19 protein-coding genes are annotated in these 21,402 nt (G+C 40.1%); 2 read left to right on the forward strand and 17 right to left on the reverse strand.

Translation table 11 applies throughout. From position 1 onward, the window contains the following. Nucleotides 1-72 precede the first annotated feature (72 nt). Together MHI01_RS09230 and MHI01_RS09235 are read right to left on the reverse strand one after the other, a co-directional pair. A complete protein-coding gene (locus MHI01_RS09230; protein WP_017689541.1) occupies nt 73-648 on the reverse strand; it encodes a DUF1802 family protein in 576 nt (191 codons plus the stop codon). Nucleotides 649-772: 124 nt separating this feature from the next. Next, on the reverse strand, nt 773-1,234 hold the full coding sequence (locus MHI01_RS09235; RefSeq protein ID WP_017689542.1) for a Dps family protein: 462 nt from the start codon (nt 1,232-1,234) through the stop codon (nt 773-775). Between the two features lie 296 nt (nt 1,235-1,530). Between MHI01_RS09235 and mtnK the strand changes: the two genes are divergently transcribed. Together mtnK and mtnA are read left to right on the forward strand one after the other, a co-directional pair. Then, nucleotides 1,531-2,748 carry an S-methyl-5-thioribose kinase gene (gene mtnK / locus MHI01_RS09240; RefSeq protein WP_036609933.1) on the forward strand — a complete coding sequence of 406 codons (1,218 nt, stop codon included), beginning with the start codon at nt 1,531-1,533 and terminating at the stop codon, nt 2,746-2,748. A 23-nt stretch (nt 2,749-2,771) separates the two neighbouring features. Then, nucleotides 2,772-3,845, forward strand: coding sequence for an S-methyl-5-thioribose-1-phosphate isomerase (gene mtnA / locus MHI01_RS09245; protein ID WP_036609936.1), 1,074 nt, complete (start codon nt 2,772-2,774; stop codon nt 3,843-3,845). A gap of 106 nt (nt 3,846-3,951) precedes the next feature. Here the strand turns inward: mtnA and MHI01_RS09250 are convergent, their stop codons facing one another. From MHI01_RS09250 to MHI01_RS09320, 15 genes are all read right to left on the reverse strand, one after another. Further along, on the reverse strand, nt 3,952-4,254 hold the full coding sequence (locus MHI01_RS09250; RefSeq protein ID WP_017689545.1) for a YunC family protein: 303 nt from the start codon (nt 4,252-4,254) through the stop codon (nt 3,952-3,954). Between the two features lie 544 nt (nt 4,255-4,798). After that, complete coding sequence (locus MHI01_RS09255; RefSeq protein ID WP_340982975.1) at nt 4,799-5,560, reverse strand: hypothetical protein; 762 nt, start codon at nt 5,558-5,560, stop codon at nt 4,799-4,801. 717 nt (nt 5,561-6,277) lie between these two features. Beyond that, a complete protein-coding gene (locus MHI01_RS09260) occupies nt 6,278-6,547 on the reverse strand; it encodes a hypothetical protein (RefSeq protein ID WP_164783120.1) in 270 nt (89 codons plus the stop codon). A gap of 138 nt (nt 6,548-6,685) precedes the next feature. Continuing rightward, nucleotides 6,686-8,644, reverse strand: a complete 1,959-nt coding sequence (locus tag MHI01_RS09265) for a CBM96 family carbohydrate-binding protein (protein WP_340982976.1) — start codon at nt 8,642-8,644, stop codon at nt 6,686-6,688. 11 nt (nt 8,645-8,655) lie between these two features. Further along, nucleotides 8,656-10,764 carry a hypothetical protein gene (locus MHI01_RS09270; RefSeq protein ID WP_340982977.1) on the reverse strand — a complete coding sequence of 703 codons (2,109 nt, stop codon included), beginning with the start codon at nt 10,762-10,764 and terminating at the stop codon, nt 8,656-8,658. A gap of 49 nt (nt 10,765-10,813) precedes the next feature. Beyond that, entirely contained in the window at nt 10,814-12,013 is a 1,200-nt protein-coding gene (locus MHI01_RS09275; RefSeq protein WP_282322090.1) for a hypothetical protein, read from the reverse strand. A 56-nt stretch (nt 12,014-12,069) separates the two neighbouring features. After that, the gene (locus MHI01_RS09280; RefSeq protein WP_340982978.1) at nt 12,070-13,206 is read right to left on the reverse strand and encodes a hypothetical protein; all 1,137 of its coding nucleotides are present in this window, start codon (nt 13,204-13,206) and stop codon (nt 12,070-12,072) included. A gap of 61 nt (nt 13,207-13,267) precedes the next feature. Further along, nucleotides 13,268-14,524, reverse strand: coding sequence for an SPRY domain-containing protein (locus MHI01_RS09285; protein ID WP_282322092.1), 1,257 nt, complete (start codon nt 14,522-14,524; stop codon nt 13,268-13,270). Between the two features lie 66 nt (nt 14,525-14,590). Then, nucleotides 14,591-17,188, reverse strand: a complete 2,598-nt coding sequence (locus tag MHI01_RS09290; protein ID WP_282322093.1) for a hypothetical protein — start codon at nt 17,186-17,188, stop codon at nt 14,591-14,593. A gap of 3 nt (nt 17,189-17,191) precedes the next feature. Then, nucleotides 17,192-17,878 (reverse strand): hypothetical protein, encoded by a 687-nt coding sequence (locus MHI01_RS09295; RefSeq protein WP_282322094.1) that lies wholly within the window; start codon nt 17,876-17,878, stop codon nt 17,192-17,194. Nucleotides 17,879-17,882: 4 nt separating this feature from the next. After that, nucleotides 17,883-18,455, reverse strand: coding sequence for a hypothetical protein (locus MHI01_RS09300; protein ID WP_340982979.1), 573 nt, complete (start codon nt 18,453-18,455; stop codon nt 17,883-17,885). A 33-nt stretch (nt 18,456-18,488) separates the two neighbouring features. Beyond that, complete coding sequence (locus MHI01_RS09305; protein WP_282322096.1) at nt 18,489-19,109, reverse strand: hypothetical protein; 621 nt, start codon at nt 19,107-19,109, stop codon at nt 18,489-18,491. Nucleotides 19,110-19,172: 63 nt separating this feature from the next. Then, nucleotides 19,173-19,715 (reverse strand): hypothetical protein, encoded by a 543-nt coding sequence (locus MHI01_RS09310; RefSeq protein ID WP_340026902.1) that lies wholly within the window; start codon nt 19,713-19,715, stop codon nt 19,173-19,175. Nucleotides 19,716-19,732: 17 nt separating this feature from the next. Beyond that, on the reverse strand, nt 19,733-20,494 hold the full coding sequence (locus MHI01_RS09315; RefSeq protein ID WP_340982980.1) for a hypothetical protein: 762 nt from the start codon (nt 20,492-20,494) through the stop codon (nt 19,733-19,735). 146 nt (nt 20,495-20,640) lie between these two features. Beyond that, a complete protein-coding gene (locus MHI01_RS09320) occupies nt 20,641-21,399 on the reverse strand; it encodes a hypothetical protein (protein WP_340982981.1) in 759 nt (252 codons plus the stop codon). Nucleotides 21,400-21,402 lie beyond the last annotated feature (3 nt).

Consider the following 21,402-nt stretch of genomic DNA (forward strand, 5'->3'; position numbering starts at 1 on the left):
CTGCTGTACACTAATCTAAAAAAAGGACTCATCCATATTATGGACAAGTCCCTCCGTTAAATAATGTTACCATTACAATTTGAGCATCTCGTTAATCTTCTGTACCTGTTCGTCAAAATCCGCAACGTCCACCACCGGCGTCATTTCGCGCGGCACCGGACCATTCGGAATAGAAATCCATGAACGGCAACCATTATATTCAGGCAGTACGGGGATTTCCATCGGTTCTTTCAAAAGGTACACACGTAAAATCAATACATGGAGCGGATCTTTACGTTTCCATTTCAAACGGTCTTCGGCAAAATCCGCTGTCCACATATGAAAGTCAAGAAGTCGATCCAGCATCTCCTGATCTCGTATCTCCAGATCCTGCGTTACTTCGGCATATGCAGTAATACGGATTGTCGAAGCTTCGGGCACCCATTCGGCCAGTGATTCTTCAACATAGGATTGATCCGAGGACTTAATCAGTTCTTTACGCTGATGTTCATAAGTCGGATACAGATAAAACGCTGGACTTTTCAGCTCAAAATGTCGGGTTTCCTCTACAATCCCGCCTTTGCGCATCACCATAATCTGGCGACCCGTTTCCAGTGCTTTGATTGCAGAAGCCCATTCTTTTAAAGCCGGTATCGTTGGTTCTAACATAAGCGGTCCCCTCCCCTATCGTTCTTGTCAGCAGTATAGACGCTCAGGGCGTTTCTGACAACATGATCCGGGCTCAGAAAGCTTACGTAAGAGACCATTTGTATTAGGCAAAATCTTACCTATATTAACCCAGGAAAGAGCGAAGCATCCACATGTGTTTCTCCAGGTCAGCCTTGAAACCTGTCAGCATATCGGATGTTGGTTGATCTTCAGCTGCATCTGCAACTTCGATACCTTCCTGATATTCATTCGAAAGTGTAGCGAAGTCCTCGATCAGGTTTTGCACCATTGTTTTTGCGTCTTCTCCGCCTGCTGCTTCCTGGATAGAGGAAAGCTCCAAATACTCTTTCATTGTAGCCGCCGGGCTACCTTTCAGCGTAAGGATACGCTCTGCGATTTCATCCATTTGTACTGTAACTTCGTTGTAGAACTCTTCGAATTTCACATGCAACGTGAAGAAGTTAGGTCCTTTAACGTACCAGTGATAGTTATGGATTTTAACATACAATACGTTCAGGTTAGCTACCTGACGATTAAGTACTTGTTCCACCGATTTTGCTTGATCTGTTTTGTTTTTTGTAGCCATATTAATCCCATCCTTTATTTAAAATTAGTCTGTCATGCCATGATAAGCAGGTTGTCCCGCAATGCATAACAGAGAGTTAATAATGTGTCACCACATGTAGTGGAGAGGCTTGTTAACGGCGTTTCTCTCAACCGTCCGGCCTATTTGTTTTTACCCTTGAACCGGAAGTTCGAATCAGGATCGACTTGACTTGTCTCAAAAAAAAGTTCAAAAACCGCGTTATTTCCGATATACTGACATATACCAAGCAAAGAAGTGGGTTTTCCTGTTTCTTCATATATATGGAGGTGGCACCTTTGTCCCAATATCGCCCGTTTACCCCCCAGGATGCAATTGAACTGGCCAAAACATTACCGGGTCCATTTGCGGCAGATGCGAATCTGGATTGTCACGAGATCGGCGATGGCAATCTGAATTTGGTATTCCACATCACGGATCAGAACTCCGATAAAAGTATCATTATCAAACAGGCGCTTCCTTATGCGAAAGTGGTTGGAGAATCATGGCCGCTCTCTCTGGTACGTGCCCGCATTGAACGTGAGATTCTGCAGGAAGAGTATCGTCTGTGTCCAGGGATGGTACCCGAAGTGTATCATTACGATGATGACCTCGCGTTAACGGTTATGGAAGATCTGAGTGATCATGTGATCATGCGTAAAGGCCTGATCGAAGGTGTTTCCTATCCTCTTTTTGCACAGCATATCGGGGAATTCATGGCAAGAACGTTGTTCTTCACATCAGACTTGGGCATGGATCAGCAATTGAAGAAGGAACAACAGGGCAGATTCATTAATCCGGACCAATGCAAAATAACGGAGGATCTGATCTTTGATGAACCCTACCGGATCGCTGAGAAAAATAATTATGATGTTTCCATTGAGGACGAGGCTGAAGCCCTCCGCACAGATGGAGAACTTCACCTTGAAGTGGCCTTACTGCGGGAAAAATTCCTAACACATGGGCAGGCATTGCTTCATGGAGATCTGCATACAGGCAGTATTTTTGTTACACCTGAATCAACCAAGGTCATCGATCCCGAATTTGCATATTACGGCCCCATGGGATTTGATGTCGGTGCAGTCCTTGCGAACCTGCTCTTGAATTACGCATCCCTGCCAGGATGGATTCAGGATGAGACTGCTTTGCGTGAGCGTGAGACGCTTTTGCTGAATATGGTTCGTGATGTATGGACTGAATTCGAATCTCGTTTCCGTGCCCTCTGGGTTAATGACCTCGTTGATCCGATGGCAAAAACGCCAGGGTATCAGGATCTATATGTGCAACAATTGTTCAGAGATTCCATTGGCTTCGCAGGTGCCAAAATGGTTCGTCGTATCGTGGGACTCGCTCACGTGGCGGATATAGATACCATTCCAAATGCGACTGAACGTGAACATGCTCAGCGTAAATCATTGGCCATTGGTAAAGCATTGATCAAGAACAATCGTCGCTTGAATACCATCGGCGAAGTACTGGATATTGTATCCACAGCTGTTACTACTACTAAGGTTTAACATAAGGAACGGAGGAACCACCCATGACAACCCCTGAATATCAGCCTCTGTCCTCTCTCATCTGGAAAAAGGACAAGCTTGAAATGCTTGACCAGCGTCTGCTGCCCGAAACGATCCTCATGTTGAAATTGTATACACCCGAGGAAGTATGGGAATCCATCCACTCCATGAAAGTGCGCGGTGCTCCGGCGATTGGTATTGCTGCTGCATTTGGTGTTGTATTGGGTGCCAAATCATATGACGGAACAACCGTTCAAGGTTGGTTGGATCACGTAAAATCCATATGTGCTCATCTGGCTACTTCCCGACCAACAGCGGTGAACCTTTTCTGGGCACTGGATCGCATGATGCAAAAAGCAAATGAGGTCGTTGAATCCGGCCTGAGCCTGGATGAGGGCAATGATGCTCTTGAAGTAGAAGCTCTGTTGATTCAGAAAGAAGACGAAGAAGTATGCCGCATGATCGGTGAGAATGCACTGCCATTGTTCGAAGATGGTATGGGTGTACTCACTCACTGTAATGCAGGTGGACTGGCTACTGCGAAATATGGTACGGCAACTGCTCCAATGTATCTCGCACAGGAACGTGGCATTCACCTGAAGGTATTTGCAGACGAAACTCGTCCCGTACTTCAAGGTGCACGCCTGACTGCATTTGAGTTACAGCAAGCCGGCATTGACGTTACGCTGCTCTGTGATAACATGGCAGGCATGGTGATGTCCAAAGGCTGGATTCAAGCCGTTATCGTCGGAACTGATCGTGTTGCTGCGAATGGCGATGTAGCTAACAAAATCGGAACATACAGCGTGGCTGTGCTTGCCAAAGCTCACAATATTCCGTTCTATGTAGCCAGCCCATTGTCGACCATCGACTTGTCCACTCCATCCGGGGACCTGATTCCGATTGAAGAACGCGCTGCGGAAGAAGTGACCGAAGGATTTGGTAAACGTACAGCACCGCAAGGTGTTAAAGTATACAATCCAGCATTTGACGTAACGCCTAACGAATATGTAACAGCTATTATCACGGAAAAAGGCGTTGTTCGCGCACCTTTCCAAGAAAATCTGGCTGCCTTGTTCGCGAAGGAAGAAGCTTAATTTAATAGAAAGCGTTCGTGTGTATAGAGGTGGGAGCTACGATGTGCCAGGCTCTGTATTACGGCGTTAAATAAGGGCTTCCCATAGGGAGCCCTTTTGTTAGTGCTTAGATCATTTTCAACAAAGCCTCTACACCCGTCATGCCAACCGTAATGCCCATGGCCTCGGCTTCTGTTGTCACCGACTCCATAGGTGCATGCAACAATTGCTCCAGTGTACGCACACCAACCGCCCGAGCTGCAATAATTTTGCGATCCCCGAGCTTCTCATTAAGTAATCCCACGTCGAGTGCTCCGCACATGATATATCCTTTGGATGTGTTAATGGTCAGCAACGTTGTTTTGGGCAGCTTGACTTCTACCCCAACTAATACATGTTCTCCAACTACAATAGGCTCCATCGTCACCATAATTTCCCGATCCACCTCCTCTTCCACAGGTCACGATAATTGTATGCCTCATTCTGGATTGTCGTGTGGACACCTGCCGTGGTTGAGAAAATGTAGGTACTTACAGTTCAGACAGTGTTTGTCATGATACATTATAGAAGAATATGGAGGAATTGATATTTTGACTGCCAAGTATTACCTAAAAGTGGGAATGAGCATGATTATCGGACTATAAAATGGCTCAAAATGAATGGGGAAATTTCATAGGGAAATATCCAAACTTTAAAGAAACAGTGAACCGGCGAGATCTGTATCCTCCATTTGAGAGAGCGGTGCCTTTCATGAAAAACTCCTGAAGCAAGCCATTCAGATTTTCATTGGAAGCCCGCGGCCAGAGGACTAGGAGGAAGCAAAATAAACCCTGAGGTTTAACTGTAACCTCTGAATAATAAGACTTGATATCGTACAGCATGATCAATCATTTTTTGATGATAGTATAAATTTAAATTATACAAGGGGAGCACTCCCCCCTTGCGCATCACCATACCAAAAATTTTAACTATGATTAATACTTCACCCAACCATTGGTGGCATTCATATTTTTTTTAGTAGAAGTTGTATAGTAATACTTATTAGACGGTGTTGAAGCTTTAATGTTAATTCCTAATGTATCACTAACAAAACCTAAAGATGCGGTTGCTCGCATAGTCCAAGTCCCTGTGGCATTAAAGTATCCCTCTGAAATGTACCCCGGACTATTATTTGATGTCTCACTTAGAGTGAATCCTGGATTCCGATTTAGATGTCCTTGGATTACTTGAAGAGGCTTAACAGCTGCATTTCCATTGTGCTCCCAACTAACTGTCAAAGTTATTGTGGATGTATCTACACCAAATATGCTCAATTTCTCTGACCTGCTCACCGATGCCGCTTGATTAGCTCTAGCCGCAAAAGCGCCAGCTGATAATTGATTTGCTTGAACTTGATCAGTAGAACTGGACTCTATTTCAATTGGTATTTCTTGATTAGAGCTTTTATACGATGAAGTTTCGTTACCAGACAACATTTCGCTCATTGCATTTACATATTCTTCTGAAAAAATAAAACTTAAGAAAGCTTTTTGTTTAGTTGTGGGTAAACTATTAAACTGCTCTAATGTCTGAGTAGCTCCAGTATCCCCATCATTAATAAGTTGTATCAAATACTCTGTATATTTCTCAGGTGTATATACTTCAGGTTCAGGAGTATCTTTCGCAGATGCCATGGATGCAAATATCGTTGTTACTAGAATTAGTGCAAGAGCACTCTTTGAGAATTTCCTTAACATTGAATCATTTCCTCCCATTTGGTTAATATATTAGTATTGGCATGGTGATTTATATACGTTACCATTAATTGGGTGATTTGAAACATTTATACTAAATTATCATCAAGAAGGTGGAGGATAATATGAAAAAATATACCCTACTATGGGCCGTTCTTGCTGTCATAGTAATACTAGCAATTATGTACATCTTTACTGATATAGCTTGAAAAAGAGATCATTGAATTTATTTCTCTCAAATGTCCTCCTCACACTTTCAAGGACATTTATAAAAAGGATAATTGCAGTTGATTTATTTATTAAAAAAATGATTCCTGTGGTTATACCCATAGTAAGCTCAACTCGGATTTAAAAGTATACATTCGTTGTTACTTTTGAGTCCGATTACTTTCAGGTAGATTTCATAAAGTTAACAAAAGAATACCTGTTCTCAGATTAACACTAGAGTTTCAATATTTATATAAGACGAATCTCGTTGGTTAAGATTGTCGTGAGATAATTAAAGTTCTCCGTCACAATGACGGTGACTAGCACCTATATTAAAAATTGAAAGAGGTCGTTTTTAAGCAAAAACATAAACTTAATCTGCAATTATGCAGTAAACTTAGTAGTCCTATACTCGGTTTAATTTAACAGGTAGTATGTTGAACATACATGCTTTTTAGGTACACTAATCATATTTGAGCCGTGAAAACTGTATGTCATTGTGTCCAGCCTACCTTAAAACATTTGCTCATCATTCTTTAATCGTCTTATCTCCATTAACTCTCTTCTAATCCCCAGTACACGTCTATGAAGTACACTTCGATCTATTGATTCAGCTACCGACTTTTTGAACTGGACATCCATATCACTTAATTGCTCCTGAGCTAGTTTCTTTTTATGTATTGGTTTAACTAGAACTTTTGTAGTTTCAGGCTTGATAGGCTTCAATCTTTTCTGCTTCATAATCTGTTCAAATACACTGTCCCCTTGATGCATGGTCTTCATTCCTTAATGTGTGATGAACACATTGTATCATAACGAGAAGACGACTGTTACACAATAAAGTACAGATGCTTAGGGATGGACATGAGCCTAAACGTAAAAAAAAAGAGGGCCAACGCCCTCTTTGATGATGTACTCATTTTATAAAATGTAAAAATACGCTTGATTTCCTGGACTCTTCACAATTACTGTGGTCACTAAATCACCGGCATCCCGTTTACGGATACTTGTGATCGAATCTAACTCTACATTCGCAATAACTCTTGGTAAGACATACGCGGCCAGATCAGGCTTGGAAATTGTCACTTCAGTAGCCATATCGACAATCTGTCTCACATCTACTGTAGACTGCATATCCTTCCAATCTCGCACCTGAAGATAGCTATCCAAGTATTCTCTTTCCTTGATACTAATGTGTGCATCCAAAACATCCATATACTTGACCTCAATGCTGGAAAGCACATCAGGTCTTGAAATATATAATTGCCCAAGCTGTTCTTCCAAATAAGGAATCTCAAGACTGCCTGCCCTCTCATCATGATCTAATGCTCTGACTTGAAGAACACTATTCAGATCAGGGTTATTAACCCTAATCTCCGAAATCACAGTCGAATCACCGTCGTACATGACCGTAAGCAAAGACCCCAACGTTGAAGTTGCTTTTATATAATTGGAGACTTCCAATGAAGCATGAAGATCAGGTATGGATACAATTAAACTCGTATCCCGTCCATCATCGAGCAGCTGTGATATCGTTAACGTACTGACTAGAGACATTTGTCTATCTACCGTAATGACTGAAGGCAAGTCAGGATGAGACACTGCGATTTCTACAGTTTTTTCGTCGTCTAGACCTGTTCTAACGGCAAGATTACCGTCTGTATCCTTAGTTGTTCGTATAGCAGTAATGAACTGCGCATGAAGCTCGGGCTTAGAAATAGAAACCCATGTTTCCTTCTCTTCTGTCCTACTTTCAGCAATAGAAATGTTCGAACCTAGTTCTGCATCTATACGTTTAGCTATTGTCAGATCTACATCCAGGTACGGACGGCTGACCGCGATTACTTGAGGTATATCATGATGCATGTGATCCTCATAACGGTGGACGTACAACTGAGATTTGAGCCAGTCCAGCCCAATATCACTGTGTACAACTAACGTTGAAGCTATGTCCTTGTGACCTGCACCATAAATAAAAATTTCACTTTCGATTTCGGTTCGACCAATGGAATAGATTTGAGAAGTGATATATTTGATCTGCAAAACAGGTGGTTTGGAAGATTCACGAGTGTTGAAATATATCGGCGTGTTACCGCTAGACTGAATAATCATTCCAACATTCGAAAGAATACCTTCTCTCCACATTCGAAGCAATGCCATCATATCAAACTCAACATAACGTTCAGTCGTATCCAGGATATAACTGGACGATAAGAGCTGAATGGACTGAGGTCTGTTCGCATACGTAATCCCGTACTCACGCCACAACGTATCAGGCTGATGCAGCTCAATGTGTGCTCCAGGTGCCAGGGTTCCTGTGTAATATAACCTCAATTTAGCGTCTTCCAGATATAACAGATCAGGTATTCTAGTATCCAAATCACCGAAATGTATAAACGATTCGAATTGCTCTATCTCGTCTCTACCGATCATCATACGCTGTGTATCACCAAAGTTGAGCGTCTGCAGGTGAGTTTGGCTTCGTGTGGTCGCATCAGCAACAGGCTTAAGATTAACAGTTACACGCGGTGCTTCCAGTAATTCATATTTGCCGTGTGCACGGTTATGTGGGCGAACGTACAACATGCCTTCAAGATCAACTTTGGATGCCGCTTGAATGGTTGCGCCCAGATCTCCTTGCGACCTGTACATCACCGATAGCGAATTGCTCAATTCCTGTGACCGTCTGACACGTACGGATACACTAGAGACGATCTCGGACACTTTTCTTGTAGCAGCTATTAGGGTTGAAGACAGTTCTTCATCCACCTGATTGTACAGAATATACTTTGCTGTAAAACGATTTTCCGGACTTTTAATATGTATATAACTATCTAATAGAGTCTCCCCGTTATTAATTCCACTCACTTCCTGTCTCATTGTATTGAGAGCTACACCCGGTCTGCTGTGACCTTCATTTCAAAATTGCCATTAGGATTCGGCTTGGCATGAATATCCGTTGCGATACGAATATAAAAATCGATGCTATCCTCCGGTTGAATCAGACCATAGGTCAGATAATCGATCGGAAGAAACGGGTCGGCCTGTCTGGATAATTGGACTTCAACACCATCCGTTTCGAATTTCTTATCCATCTCCAGGTAAACATGATCCACAGCATAACCAAGCAAGTTTTTGATTCTGACTTTCTTTGTTAACGTCGTCTGTCCGGCAATGATCACCCCATAATCAAGTTTTTTCAAAATACCACCAAAGGTATCTGAAAGAAAATCTCCAGACTCGTCCATAAACATTAATCCTGAATACGATCCGATAAACTTGATTTCCCGTGAGTCTACGGCACCCCAATAATCCTGAAATTCAACCTTCAAGGTATTCTCTACGCCAAAATTAACATTTCTCTCGTCAATATTGAGTTCAATATTGAATGGTGAAGCTGCTAGTCGCGTAAAATTGCCATCCGCCGGATAATACGTTTTACCGTTCAACAACACGCGGTACTTAACCTTGCCCTGATCTGTATCATCCAGCACACCTGTAAGTTTGTTACCAGAGAAGGTCAGGTCGATTGTGGCTGTGGTGTTTAACAGTTGCAGTGACATATCTCTAAACTCCACTGCATGTCGCGGTGCATCAACGACCATCTTCACTTCGTCAAGCGAATAGCTGTTTTCATAGTGCTTACTGCTATCGAAGTAGTAGGCAATTCGAGTTAAAGCTATTAGATCCTTTTCAGGGATGGCGTTGAGTGTGTCCAGGTTCATTCCTTTTCTTTTGAATAACGTTGTATCCTGGATATCCAGATCAAGCCACTTGTTGAAACGGTATGTCTTCCATGTGAGCCCTGAGTCGAACGAAGCAGCCATTCTTAATATACCTTCCGGACTGTTCTCCGTTACTTTCGTAGCGACAACCTTTTTCACGTCTCCATATAACGCTATGTCTGTTGGTTGCACAATTAATTGTTCAAACGGTAGCGCGTCATACGTTAGCATCATGTCCCGATTTCCGGCAATTACCTCTTCATCATTCGTCCACGTAACCACGTCAAAATCTCCCTCAAGTTCATCCAATGGGGAGTAGTTAGCCGTGATATTTAGTTCCGCTGAAGTTTTGGATGGATCGTCCGTGTAGTATAGAACATCCACACTATCGCCCAACTCGTCGTAGAGGGTAAACGGTTCGGTTTCGATTGTAATGGTCGATTCGGTTTGGTTCGGGTCATCAGTGTATTCGATGATTTTGATCTCTTTGTCTTCCCATTCTTCGGCTAGGGTGAAGGGATCAGTTTCGATTGTTACCACCGATTCTGTTGCATTGGGATCGTCTGTATAATAAAGTACTTCAATATCCTTGTCTGCCCACTCCTCTTCGAGAGTAAAAGGTTCGGTTTCGATGTTAAAGGATGCATTCGAAACTCTTGAATCTGTTGTGTAATAACAAAATTCTATTTCGCCTACCAACTTCATCCACATGTCTTCTGGAATAGTAGTGATATCATCTATCCCGAATTCTTTATAATCATTTTCCGTTGGAATAGTATTCATCAGAGTTGCCCAGTTCGTACCATTGATATATTTATATTGATCGGCATGGAAGACTAGCGTTTTGTACAAGCCAGTAGCACCGAATTCACCAGAACTATCAATATCAATAGCATCTATCCAAATATTTGCGTTTTGATTATTTTTAATTTCAACAGTGTGAACTTTATTAATCAAACCTAGCTTTTCATAAGTAAGAACTTGATAAACTAATCCAGCATTCTGAGTGGTTTTTTCAACTACTCCATCTATGATAACACTAATATCACTACTCCCAGTTGTATACTGAGCACCAATCAATCTAATTTTAGTACCCTTAAAGGTGAATCTAACTGTACTATCATTAGTCGATGCTAACATTGCTGTGCCGTTATATAAGTCACTAGATGCCGGTTTTGACCAGCTACTTCCAGTGTAGACAATTAGCTCATGTCGATCATCGATTCTCTGCCAACCCGATTCTGGCGACTGCAGGGGTTGTCCTATTGTAGCCATTCTCTCAACACTCCTTTCTAAATTTAAATCAAACAATCATTTCACATAGTTATGTGATTGATACTTTCTTGATTGGTATTTTCGAGGTGTCTATTTTTTGCTTAAACACTTTGCCTGAACCAAGTGTTTCAGGTGAAATATTTATAACACTGACTGAGCCAGTATCTGCAAACAAATCAATATTATCTCCTTTTTCCATTCCATATCTAACAAACATTTCTTCGGATGTAGAAGGGAGTTTGATATATTTTGGTACAATTATTTCAAACATTTTCAACTCATTAATATCTGTATAATTTTGAAATCCATTATTAGCTGTCCAATTCAAACGATACATCTTGAATTTCATGTATTGGATAAGTTCATCTAATAGATATATCTTATCGGTATATTGAGTTGTCCAAGTCTGATTGCTCTGCGTATCCAGCATAAACCAATTAGTTCCATCATTCGAACCTTCGAACGTCCAATTCTTTGGCATTTTATTTAGATGATCTGAAGCACTTGATCTAACTACATATTTATACAAGGAGATAGCTTCAGGAAATTCATATCCTAGATATCCAACTCCGGCACTGCCACTGAGTGAAGCATATCCTTCTACATCATCAATTCCATTGAATGCTTTCCATGGTGCATAAGATGCGTTATAAATACTTTTAGCAAAAGCCCTGCCAGATGGTGCTGTATCAGAAGTCATTTTTGGTATAGATGTTTCATTACTTTTTATTCCACAAAAGACAGAAAATGTTTCTGCGCCAGATGAAATTAAGAATTTATGTTCTGGAAGCATTTCCATCATCTTTATCTTACGCACTTGAAGAAATGTACCTGTAGCCGATTTAGTAATATCGAACTTATAGTATCTGTAACTTTTAGGATTTTCAATAATAAAAGTCTTAGTCACTATGGTATCTGGTGCAGTTCCACTATCCAATACAGTTGCAAGTACTTCTTGTTCGCCAGAAAAAAGTCCTGTATTACTACCTTGCACTGTCCATGTTTTCGGAAAATAGCTCCCACTCTCAATTTCATATTTTCCGATCTTCCTTTGTTTGCCCAACTCAATAATAATAACACCATTATCTCTTCCAGATGTAGAGTTGTTGGGATACCATCCATTGCCTGAAGACGCAAGTATTCTCCAACCTTCAAATCCAGAAACGTATGGTGTTGCTGTTATTGATACACCATCTACAGGACTTGCAGACGTAAAAATTGGAAGAATATCGTTACTGTATTTCGCCATTTAAACATCCCCTTTCAAAACAAATAAAACACATCATGTAGATGTGTTCATGAAATTTAGCCAAATATAATCTTGCTTGCTTGATGCTTCTCCCTGTCGATTGGTTGTCTGAAGAGTTTGCCTGATCCTAGCGGAATTGAATCTTCTTTAATATGTTGTTTAACGTTCAATTCTTCAACTGTATCAATTTGAAATCCTTTATCTATACCATTTTGAATATAGCTGTCCTCGCTAGAAGGACATTCTAACAGAATAGAAGGCATCAATCCATAAAACTGAACAGAGAAAATGCTCACCCAAGCATTTCCACTAGTCGCTAATGTCGCTTCTAGTTTGTAATAGCTATAAAGCTTATCATTCTGTATATCAAACGCCTGTGTTGTTGAAGTATTCGATACTAATGACGTTTTGGTGTCAAGGGTATCCCAAGTAGTACCATTATTAGATGCCATGAATTTAAATGTTCTTAGACCAGCTAAAAAAGAATATCTTTTTACACACACAGGATCATTGAATCTGAAGCCTACATAAATTGGTTTTGACGAGTCTGGTGTGAAGTTAGTGCCATAAGCGGTAGTATCATCATTATCAAAAGCCTTCCAAGTGTAACCTGTTGAATAACTTGCTGATCCAATAACGCTACCAACCCCATCATCATACGCATCCATCAATGGAATTAAGGGCTTGCCGACCACTTTGTACAATGAATATGTCTTATCTTCAGATGAAATCAAGAATTTACTGACAGGCTCCTTATATGCTTTCAGAGTTGCACTTGAATCAATATCTACAGCATCAAACCTAAAGGTGAAAGCTTGCTTTGTTATCAGTTTAACAAAATGTTCGCCTTCACCGATATTTAACTTCTCAAATACTAGCACACGATATCCATTTGCAGAATTTATAGAGAACGCGGTAGTAAAACTGTCAACAAATTTTCCATCAATCCAAACCTCGATGCTATTTGAAAAACTAGTCCATGTCTGACATATAATCCTCAATTTATTTCCAGTCATATTAAATCTAACTTCTGAGTTTGATGTTAAGGTTGACATTGTAGTAGTGTTGTAATCTTGTGTTCCACCAGCCGAGTTTGACCATGTGCCATTTACAAAGCTAAATCTTGAGTCGTTATCATCATACCTATTCCATCCTGACTCGGGATTTACTAGGGGTTGTTTTAATACAGCCATTCATACATCTCCTTTCAAAATAAAATAGAGTCACCATAATATAGATGTGTTCCTCATAAATTTAGCCAAGCGTAATTTTATCCACTCGGCGTTTTGACAAATCAATTGAGTGTTGATAAGTTTTTCCTGAAGTTAAAGTATTGATGTTAAATTCGACTAAAGTTTTCTTAGAAAATGTCTTCGTTAAATTTAAATCTGTTGTAATGCCGTGATCAATAAATATTTTTTCATTTGGAGCATTTTTATTAATAACCTTATAAGATTCTGCACCTTTAGAAGCGATCATATTAAACTCTGGCAGTGCTTTTCTTCCAACTCCATCATCAGTTTGAGTTATTTCGATTTTATAATATTGATGAGAAGCGTTTACCTTTAACTTGAATTCTTTTACTTCATTTGCTAACCAATTAGTTACACCTGTTTGAGTGTCTAAGAGTTCCCAACTTATCCCGTCTGATCCTCCATATAAATTCCAATCTTTCGGTGCAAGTGCAAGATCGTTTACGCCAGTTATAAACCCTGTGATTCGATATGAATAAGGAGTGTCTATATTATTTGGCATATGAATAACAACCCAAGCGTTTGTATTTATAGGTGTATTCGATAAGTAGATAGGACTATTTCTATCAAATGCTTGCCAAGCCGGACGCGATGTCCACTGATCGCTAGTCAATGTAATTCCATTGCTAGTATTAGACGACATTTGCGGTATCATTAAATTTCCAGAAGACACTTTTGATACATATGAACTTATTTTATCACCAGATGAAAGTAAGATTTTAACCACATTCAAGCCATTATAAGGTTGAAACCCACTCGGAACAGCATAAAGGAATGGCGAAGCACCGAAATTAAATGTCATTGTTTTAGTGTCAGTGATATACGAACTGAACGTTGCAAACACTTCGCCTAATTGTTTTAAGTCGGTATGAGATGCCCCCATGCTGACACCGTTTTTATAAAAACTTATAGTCCCACTATCAATATCTAGAGCTATACCTATTACATCTCCAGCTACAGATGACAACCCATATGTTACATATGCTGGCAACTTATATCCATTAGCTCCATAATATGCTCTCCAATTCGCGTTGTTTGGGACTAATGAATCAATAGGGTATGATTTATTTGAAACTCCTAACATATAGTTATTATTACCAGCATCAAACTTAACTTCCCAGTACCATTTCCCAGATGTTTTTCCGTGTGTAGCGCGTACACTTGTTGTCTGAGTATTAGTGACTGTTAAATTCCCATTTTTCAAAACGTTCCCTGCGCCCATATCATTAGGGTTCAATGTAGTTATAACTTTTGGCAAAATCAAACATCTCCTTTCTTATGAAATCATTATTTTAAAAACAAAAAGAAGTAGAGCATCCAAGCTCTACTTCACACTTACACTTGTTATTTCAAAGTACTTCTTCAGATTAATACTTCCTTTAAATAACTTGCCTGATCCTAGCGATCCATTGGCAGTCATGATCTGAACGAAAACTTCGTTTTTTCTATCTAATACAGATAGATCATTCATTCCGTCATTAATAAAAGTGTCTTCTGGTGGTAAAGTTGCTGAAATTGTATTCCATCCCACTGCTCCACCTTTTGGTGTTTTCTCAAACATTTTCAACTCTGCAATTACTGTTACTGTTGCATTTCCCTGATTGGCGCTCACGTTTACTCTATAACAGGTGTAAGAATCTGAATTATTAAACCTATACTCTTCTATCGATCCTCTGGCTAATGTCGTATTGTTAGTCTGTGTATCCAAGACAATCCAATTAACTCCATCATTACTGCCTTCAAATGTCCATGATTTTGGTGGTTCACCAGTAACGTAATAGGTTCCATTAGTCCTCATAGCAAGAGAATATTTGTATATAATCTTCTTAGTTGGGAATTGATATTGCAACCAACTTATAGGCGTTAGAGAAGCCCATCCATATCGTTCATCCTGTATTCCATTGAATGCTTGGTATGCATCAAAGCTTGCACTGTTAATGCTACTTGCACTCGCGATACCTGATGGAGTGGTGTTAGAAGTCATAACTGGTATCACGTTATCTTTAGATTCGATAAATTCTTTAGGTACATATTTCTTAAACGCTCCATCATGTTTAATGAACGATCTGTTCATTGGAAGAATTTCAATCTCAATTAATGGTCTGAATCCAGATGTGCTATTGGTTGAATTGGTTGCTATGCCAACATAACCAGAAACAGGATTATTTCCTCTTTGAGATCGAGATCCAGACGCACTACTTGTAGATGAGTAAGACGATATACCACTCCAATTCCACACATTGTTGTCACCAGCAATGATCGTTCCATTCAGTGTTGAGTTAACAATATATTTATCCCATTCATTATCCTTATCCGTTGTATTAATACCGCCTGTGAGTAGTCTTAGTTTGAAAATATGATTATTGTCTATTTTCTCTGAATAACTTAACTCAAGGTTTAGCCTTGCCGCATTGCTACCTGACACTTGTGCAGTCTTCATTATCTTGTAATATCTGTATTCTACGGGTTCGTCAAAGTAAAATGTCGCTTGTTCTGAGTTACTCCAAGTGGATTTTTGGCAACTTTTTATTGGAGTATAATCGATATTATTATCACTTCCGTATACATCAATCACTGAAGCCATATTCGCTCCATAATAAGCAGTTACTTTTATTTCTCCAAACTTCACTCTTCGCTTGCAGTCTAATATTAAACCTGTACCTGCATAGGAACCCCAGAATCCGGCTGACGCAAAGGCTCTCCAAGGATCTTCATTAGTTAGAGAAGTTCCAACGCCAGTTACGTTATATACATCTGATGCTGAAGTTATAAATGGTGTCTTGTTGTGAGTCTTATAAATAGTTGTTGATTCGACCCCAAAAACATAACCGTCCTTGTTAATCGAGTCCCAAGATATAGTATTCTGTATATTTCTATCAGCAACTAGAAACTTTCTCTTGTTCCAGTCCTCAACCATAATCCAATAAAAATCTCCCATTGGAATAGAACTTCCTGAAGAACTTATAAGATCAAAAGTCTCTTCTCCAAGCCTACTAAATACTCCAGCACTATTTCTAGCCGCAATGTAATGACATCTGATTCGCTTGCCAATCTCTAGTTCTGCAATGCTTGTCACTTCATCTGGATGAAACATTCGTCCATCAAGGTCAATGTCTACAGCATCTATTCTGATGTTTTTGGCTTCAAAAGAATATATTTCAATTGTATGAAGAGAATCTTCAAGCCCCGTTTTCTCGAAAACAAGAACTTGATTTATAGCCGAACTACTATAAAAAGAAACATCATAGGGAGTACCGTCAATAGATATTTTTCCAATAGTGGTTGAGTCTGAATGAGTCATAGTTATCAGCCTGAGTTTAGTGCCTTTAAATGTAAAGGTAGCTTTCTTGTTAACTGTATTATTGGAAGCACTGAATGAATTGTTATAGGAGCCAGTTTGTCCCGAAGGGTATCTTAACCATCCATCATATATTATCTCTGAACTTGAATCATCATACCTCTTCCATCCATCTTCGGGGGAGGTTAGAGCATGTCCATAAAGATATCCTGACTCATCAATATCTATAGCATCCATGATGAAGTTAGTACGATTATGCCCTATCGTAATTGTAACTGTGTGAAATCCAAGAGGTAAGTTCGTTTTTTCATAGACAATTGCATTTAATACAGCAGTTCCCGATTTATATGTATTAAATGATTCCGTTACACCATCTACAGTAATCGTATTATCCGAATGTCTATCTTGTGCAATGTCAGAGATGACCCTAATTTTAGTTCCATAAAAAGAAAATGCCACATAATTGTTGTCTGCCGCTCTGGTCGTTACATTTACACTACCATTATAGTAATTCGTGCTGGTTACCTTGTACCAACTGCCCGTATACTTTAAACCTATATGTGTATCATCATAACGTCTCCATCCTACCTCTGGTTCTTTTAGCTGATCTCCTACAGTTGCCATATATTACACCTCCCTATATTCAAATACTGGACGAAAGCCCACTGCTACATTAGAGTAGTTAGAAGCTGTACTCCAAAGTCTATCTTTACTGTTTGTTGTATTCTCAGAACGAACTGTTCTGCCACCTGTTGTCCAACCTCCGGGTACTGTTCCAGATAGAGATATTGTCGTTTCTTTACACCATGTCATGCACTTAAAGTTCCATACATCATTTAATGATTTTCCAGAAAAAATCTTATTCTTTGGGAAATTAACAACATATGTATCCCACTCATTTATCGTAGGCCAAGCCCCATACCCTGTATTTGTGGTAGTTAAAACTTTATTTCCACTCGCATCAGCATATGCAACACCCCCGCTTGGACAACGAACAACACCTGATGTTTCACTTATAATGCGTGGCGAACCTTCGACAAACTTATTGGAATTTAACCAATCCCATGTTGTCGTATTACTTACAACTCTATCTGCTATAAGTAATCCTTTGTCCACTTTGACGGCATACCAGAAATATTTCAAAGGCATACTGGCTAATGGATTTCCTGTTAGTGGAATTTCTGTATACCCCGTCGTACTTCCTCCGAAAATATATCCAGTTATTGTATTGTCGTACTTCCAGACAATATAGTCTCCGATCTCCATCTCAAAAAGCTTTTCTCTTAACTGCCCTGTAGTCGCTGGAACTGCCATAAAATCACCCCTTACTCACTCTGATTCCATCTACTTTTTGAAATTTCGTATTTTCAACCTTCTGACGTAATACCATCCCTGTTGGAGTGTCCGATGCTCGTTCCATATTCAATTGATATATTTTCTTTAAGCCTAGTGAACCAGATTCACTTTCAATAAAGGGATTACTGTATTTCCCCTTCTGATTAAATTCGTCTATGTAGAAATTCGAATATTCTTTCTCAGCAACAATCTCAATTTTCACCTTCATATACTTTGCAGGAGCTTTAGTAGCAGTCACATCTGCTAAAATTTCCTCATACGCCCCCCACTCAAACCCATCCTCAGATGTACTCCAGTAGATCTTGTATGCTGCGCCACCCGCAATATCTACGCTTGCAGCCACACCTTTAAATGAAGCAATCTTATCCTGAATCCGGATGGGAGTGGACTCCCAAGACCCATTAGCTGGATAGATTGAATTCCCATCCGCATCCTGGCTCAACTCTCTTAATTTCAATTTCTGATCCTGAAATATCATATCTTGAAAAACACCTATGGATAGATCTATATCCAGTGCTATTTCTTGAATCGCCATACTCTCACCACCTATCTCATCTCAAAATCCAACTCAACGAATGTCCCAGTTTATGATCCCTGCATGATTTGCCTTCAGAGGGGCTACGATTTGATCTATGACAAAGCCATTTTTACGAATAACTAATTGCCCAGGCAGGTCCTGATCTGAGGTGATTTTAATTTGGAGAAACGCAGTTTCTTTCAACGGCAGGGAACACACACATTGAAAGTTAATCTGCACATCGTTCAAATTCATCATTTTTTTGTACCCGAAGTTAAAACATTCAATCGTATTATGGAAAGCCCCCGAACTCCCCGGACCTGAGTGTCCACTCATATTCACATCTGAAGAAACATTCTTGAATTGAATGATGTCACTGTATAGAAAGGTCCTACCCGTTAGCGGGTATTCTTGTTCTTCACATACGTATGATATAGAGTACCTATCTGCATTAATATGAAATACACCGTTGGCAACGTTGTGATACACGTGAGATCCTTGCCCGATCAATCCAAAAGAGACCAACTTTTCCTTGTTAATTTTATAAAAACTGTTTGATTGTTGTGTCTGCAAATCGAATTCGCTTAAATAAGTACCATCATAGTAATCAGCAATCCATACATAAGCTTGAGATACAGGTGAGCGCGTAAATTGTGTATTACCTAGAATCACAGGACTTCCCCCTTTTAATAAAAAGGACAGGCTGCAATAGCCTGTCCCATAACTGTTTCTTTTTTACACGTAACGGTAGGAGATACGTTTCTTGAACTGTTGCTTGCCACTTTTCGCGTTCAGCGGCACTACACATTGAATGGATAGCGTTACATAGTTACCAGCCGCATCTTGAGGATTTCCATTGTTACTAACGCCCAGGATTTCTTTCGGTCCCGGTGCAAATGGTGTTGCATAAGCAGTTCCTGTATGATCTTTGGTTGTCTTGCCTGTTGTTCCGATCGGTTTGGAAAAATCCCTGCCAATACGTGAACTTTCCTCTTCCAGGTCTGTCTCCCCCAAGGAATCAACCTGAACGTGGAACCAGTTATTCTTCACCACTTCTACATCATGAGCCTCCGTGTCACCAGTACCACCAGTCATATCTCGCGTTGTAATCGTGCAATCTTCCATTTTAGATACGTCCGAAGCACCATTTTTATTGTTCCATACATTGAAAATAAAAATATCACTTTTGCTATCCGCATCAATAACCTTGTAGTCAAAAGGGGTAATAATCTCATTACTATGTGTAGCATCCATCCATGAAATAATCGGTTGTGTCATTATAATCCATCTCCTTTTTATGTTCTGATCGTTAATTGAATCGTAAGATGTTGAATGTTTGAACCGGCTTCGATGATGTTGATTCTGAAGATATCTCCAGCCTCCACTTTTTTGATCTCAAATGTAGCCTTACCGTCATCTTGATGTTGAAATCCTTCAAATTTCAGTGGACTCCCCATCACATCCTGCCAGTGAATGAGATCCTTGGATCGTTCAATTCTTATTTCAGTCGCGGTATCTCCAGAAACTCCACAGTAGCCCTTTACATGTAAAATCTCGCCATCGAATGGAAAGGGGGCTAAAATCCCCAGTACTTCCGGGTACACCCGTGATTCTTTGCAAAAGACTATAACCCGATCCTGTACTTCCAACGGAATCTCATTTAATTTCAGGTGTTCAGCTGTACTCATGAGCCCATCCATATCGGAATTAACCACCTGAAGGTTTTGACCAAATACATCAATCTCTACCCATGTCTGTCCATCAAAACGATATCTTTTACCATCCTTATACGTCTGCACCGTCCAGCCTATTTCAGGAGAAGGGTATTGCATACTTAACTCCTCAAAATCAGCAACCGGACTCTGGTACACAAGTCGAGTCGTCTGATAAGCCTCTTTTGCTTTTCCGGCAGCCTGTAAGGCTTCGCCAGCAGCCTCCAGTGCCCGCTTGATAGCGAGTTCAGTTTCGCCAGGATCTCCTGGCTGCCCCGGACCGCTATGTTTCACCGCTTCTCTAATTAAAGACTCTACATGTGCTAAAGTTATCCCATTTGACATAATTCACCTACCTAAGCGTTATGTAGCGTATTTTCTTTATAAGACGGCTTCCAAGTTGATACCTCCCCCTTAACTAGGAAACCTGTCCCTGGCTTATCATTAAAGAAATTCTTGAACAACCATGCAAAGCATTGCTGTGTCTGGCTTTAGAGAGGTTTTCTAATGAGACTAATGCCAGCTTTTTTGCACTCCTTGCAGTATTTCATTCGGTTCGATTTTGCCAGCATCCGTTTTCCGCATACAGTACAATTTTTAATATTTTCTCCTTTCCAGCGAGAGTACTCCAACACAAAGTCATCGAAGCGAACTAACTGGAAGGCAACCTTACCATGCTCCGCAGCAAACAAAACCTGTACGTTAGTCGAATCGACGCGTTGACTTTCTTTGAGATACCCTAACTGAATAAGTTTGTGCACCAATAACCCCTGATCTTTTTTGCTTACGGCCATTTGACTATCACCGTAGATTTCTTTCCATTCATGATTAATCCAGTACGTATCATTTTCATTGATTCGATTATTAATCTTGCTGTAGACCAGTAAAACAAAGGCCAATTTCTCGAGTCGTTTACTTTTAAGTTGTTTGATCTTTTGAAGTTCTTTGTGCGTTACAGGTACATGATCAATCTCGATTAGCGTGCTCTTGCTTGCCTCCTCCCTTATCTTGATATACTTCTGAGACTGCTTAATGATACGATTGAGAAATGTATCCCACTGGACAGCATTGTAGTCTGGATAATACTTGGTCATAAACTGATTTAACAACGCATATGCATCTTCGGCGTTCTTCCCTTGTTGAAGCCCGTATTTAGCTAAACAAATCAACGTTTTGGTTGGCTTCTTATCCATTTTCCCATGTGCAATTGCTTGCTCGGCATGATGACGTTCATTCAGAATGATTTTCAAGGG

This window comes from Paenibacillus sp. FSL M7-0656 (assembly GCF_038003225.1).
Taxonomy (GTDB): Bacteria; Bacillota; Bacilli; order Paenibacillales; family Paenibacillaceae; genus Paenibacillus; species Paenibacillus amylolyticus.

Excerpts from the sequence above, each read along its gene's own strand:
- MHI01_RS09230 (WP_017689541.1), bottom strand. The coding sequence starts at position 648 with ATGTTAGAACCAACGATACCGGCTTTAAAAGAATGGGCTTCTGCAATC.
- MHI01_RS09235 (WP_017689542.1), bottom strand. The coding sequence starts at position 1,234 with ATGGCTACAAAAAACAAAACAGATCAAGCAAAATCGGTGGAACAAGTA.
- mtnA (WP_036609936.1), top strand. The coding sequence starts at position 2,772 with ATGACAACCCCTGAATATCAGCCTCTGTCCTCTCTCATCTGGAAAAAG.
- MHI01_RS09250 (WP_017689545.1), bottom strand. The coding sequence starts at position 4,254 with ATGGTGACGATGGAGCCTATTGTAGTTGGAGAACATGTATTAGTTGGG.
- MHI01_RS09255 (WP_340982975.1), bottom strand. The coding sequence starts at position 5,560 with ATGTTAAGGAAATTCTCAAAGAGTGCTCTTGCACTAATTCTAGTAACA.
- MHI01_RS09260 (WP_164783120.1), bottom strand. The coding sequence starts at position 6,547 with ATGAAGACCATGCATCAAGGGGACAGTGTATTTGAACAGATTATGAAG.
- MHI01_RS09265 (WP_340982976.1), bottom strand. The coding sequence starts at position 8,644 with ATGAGACAGGAAGTGAGTGGAATTAATAACGGGGAGACTCTATTAGAT.
- MHI01_RS09270 (WP_340982977.1), bottom strand. The coding sequence starts at position 10,764 with ATGGCTACAATAGGACAACCCCTGCAGTCGCCAGAATCGGGTTGGCAG.
- MHI01_RS09275 (WP_282322090.1), bottom strand. The coding sequence starts at position 12,013 with ATGGCGAAATACAGTAACGATATTCTTCCAATTTTTACGTCTGCAAGT.
- MHI01_RS09280 (WP_340982978.1), bottom strand. The coding sequence starts at position 13,206 with ATGGCTGTATTAAAACAACCCCTAGTAAATCCCGAGTCAGGATGGAAT.
- MHI01_RS09290 (WP_282322093.1), bottom strand. The coding sequence starts at position 17,188 with ATGGCAACTGTAGGAGATCAGCTAAAAGAACCAGAGGTAGGATGGAGA.
- MHI01_RS09295 (WP_282322094.1), bottom strand. The coding sequence starts at position 17,878 with ATGGCAGTTCCAGCGACTACAGGGCAGTTAAGAGAAAAGCTTTTTGAG.
- MHI01_RS09300 (WP_340982979.1), bottom strand. The coding sequence starts at position 18,455 with ATGGCGATTCAAGAAATAGCACTGGATATAGATCTATCCATAGGTGTT.
- MHI01_RS09310 (WP_340026902.1), bottom strand. The coding sequence starts at position 19,715 with ATGACACAACCGATTATTTCATGGATGGATGCTACACATAGTAATGAG.
- MHI01_RS09315 (WP_340982980.1), bottom strand. The coding sequence starts at position 20,494 with ATGTCAAATGGGATAACTTTAGCACATGTAGAGTCTTTAATTAGAGAA.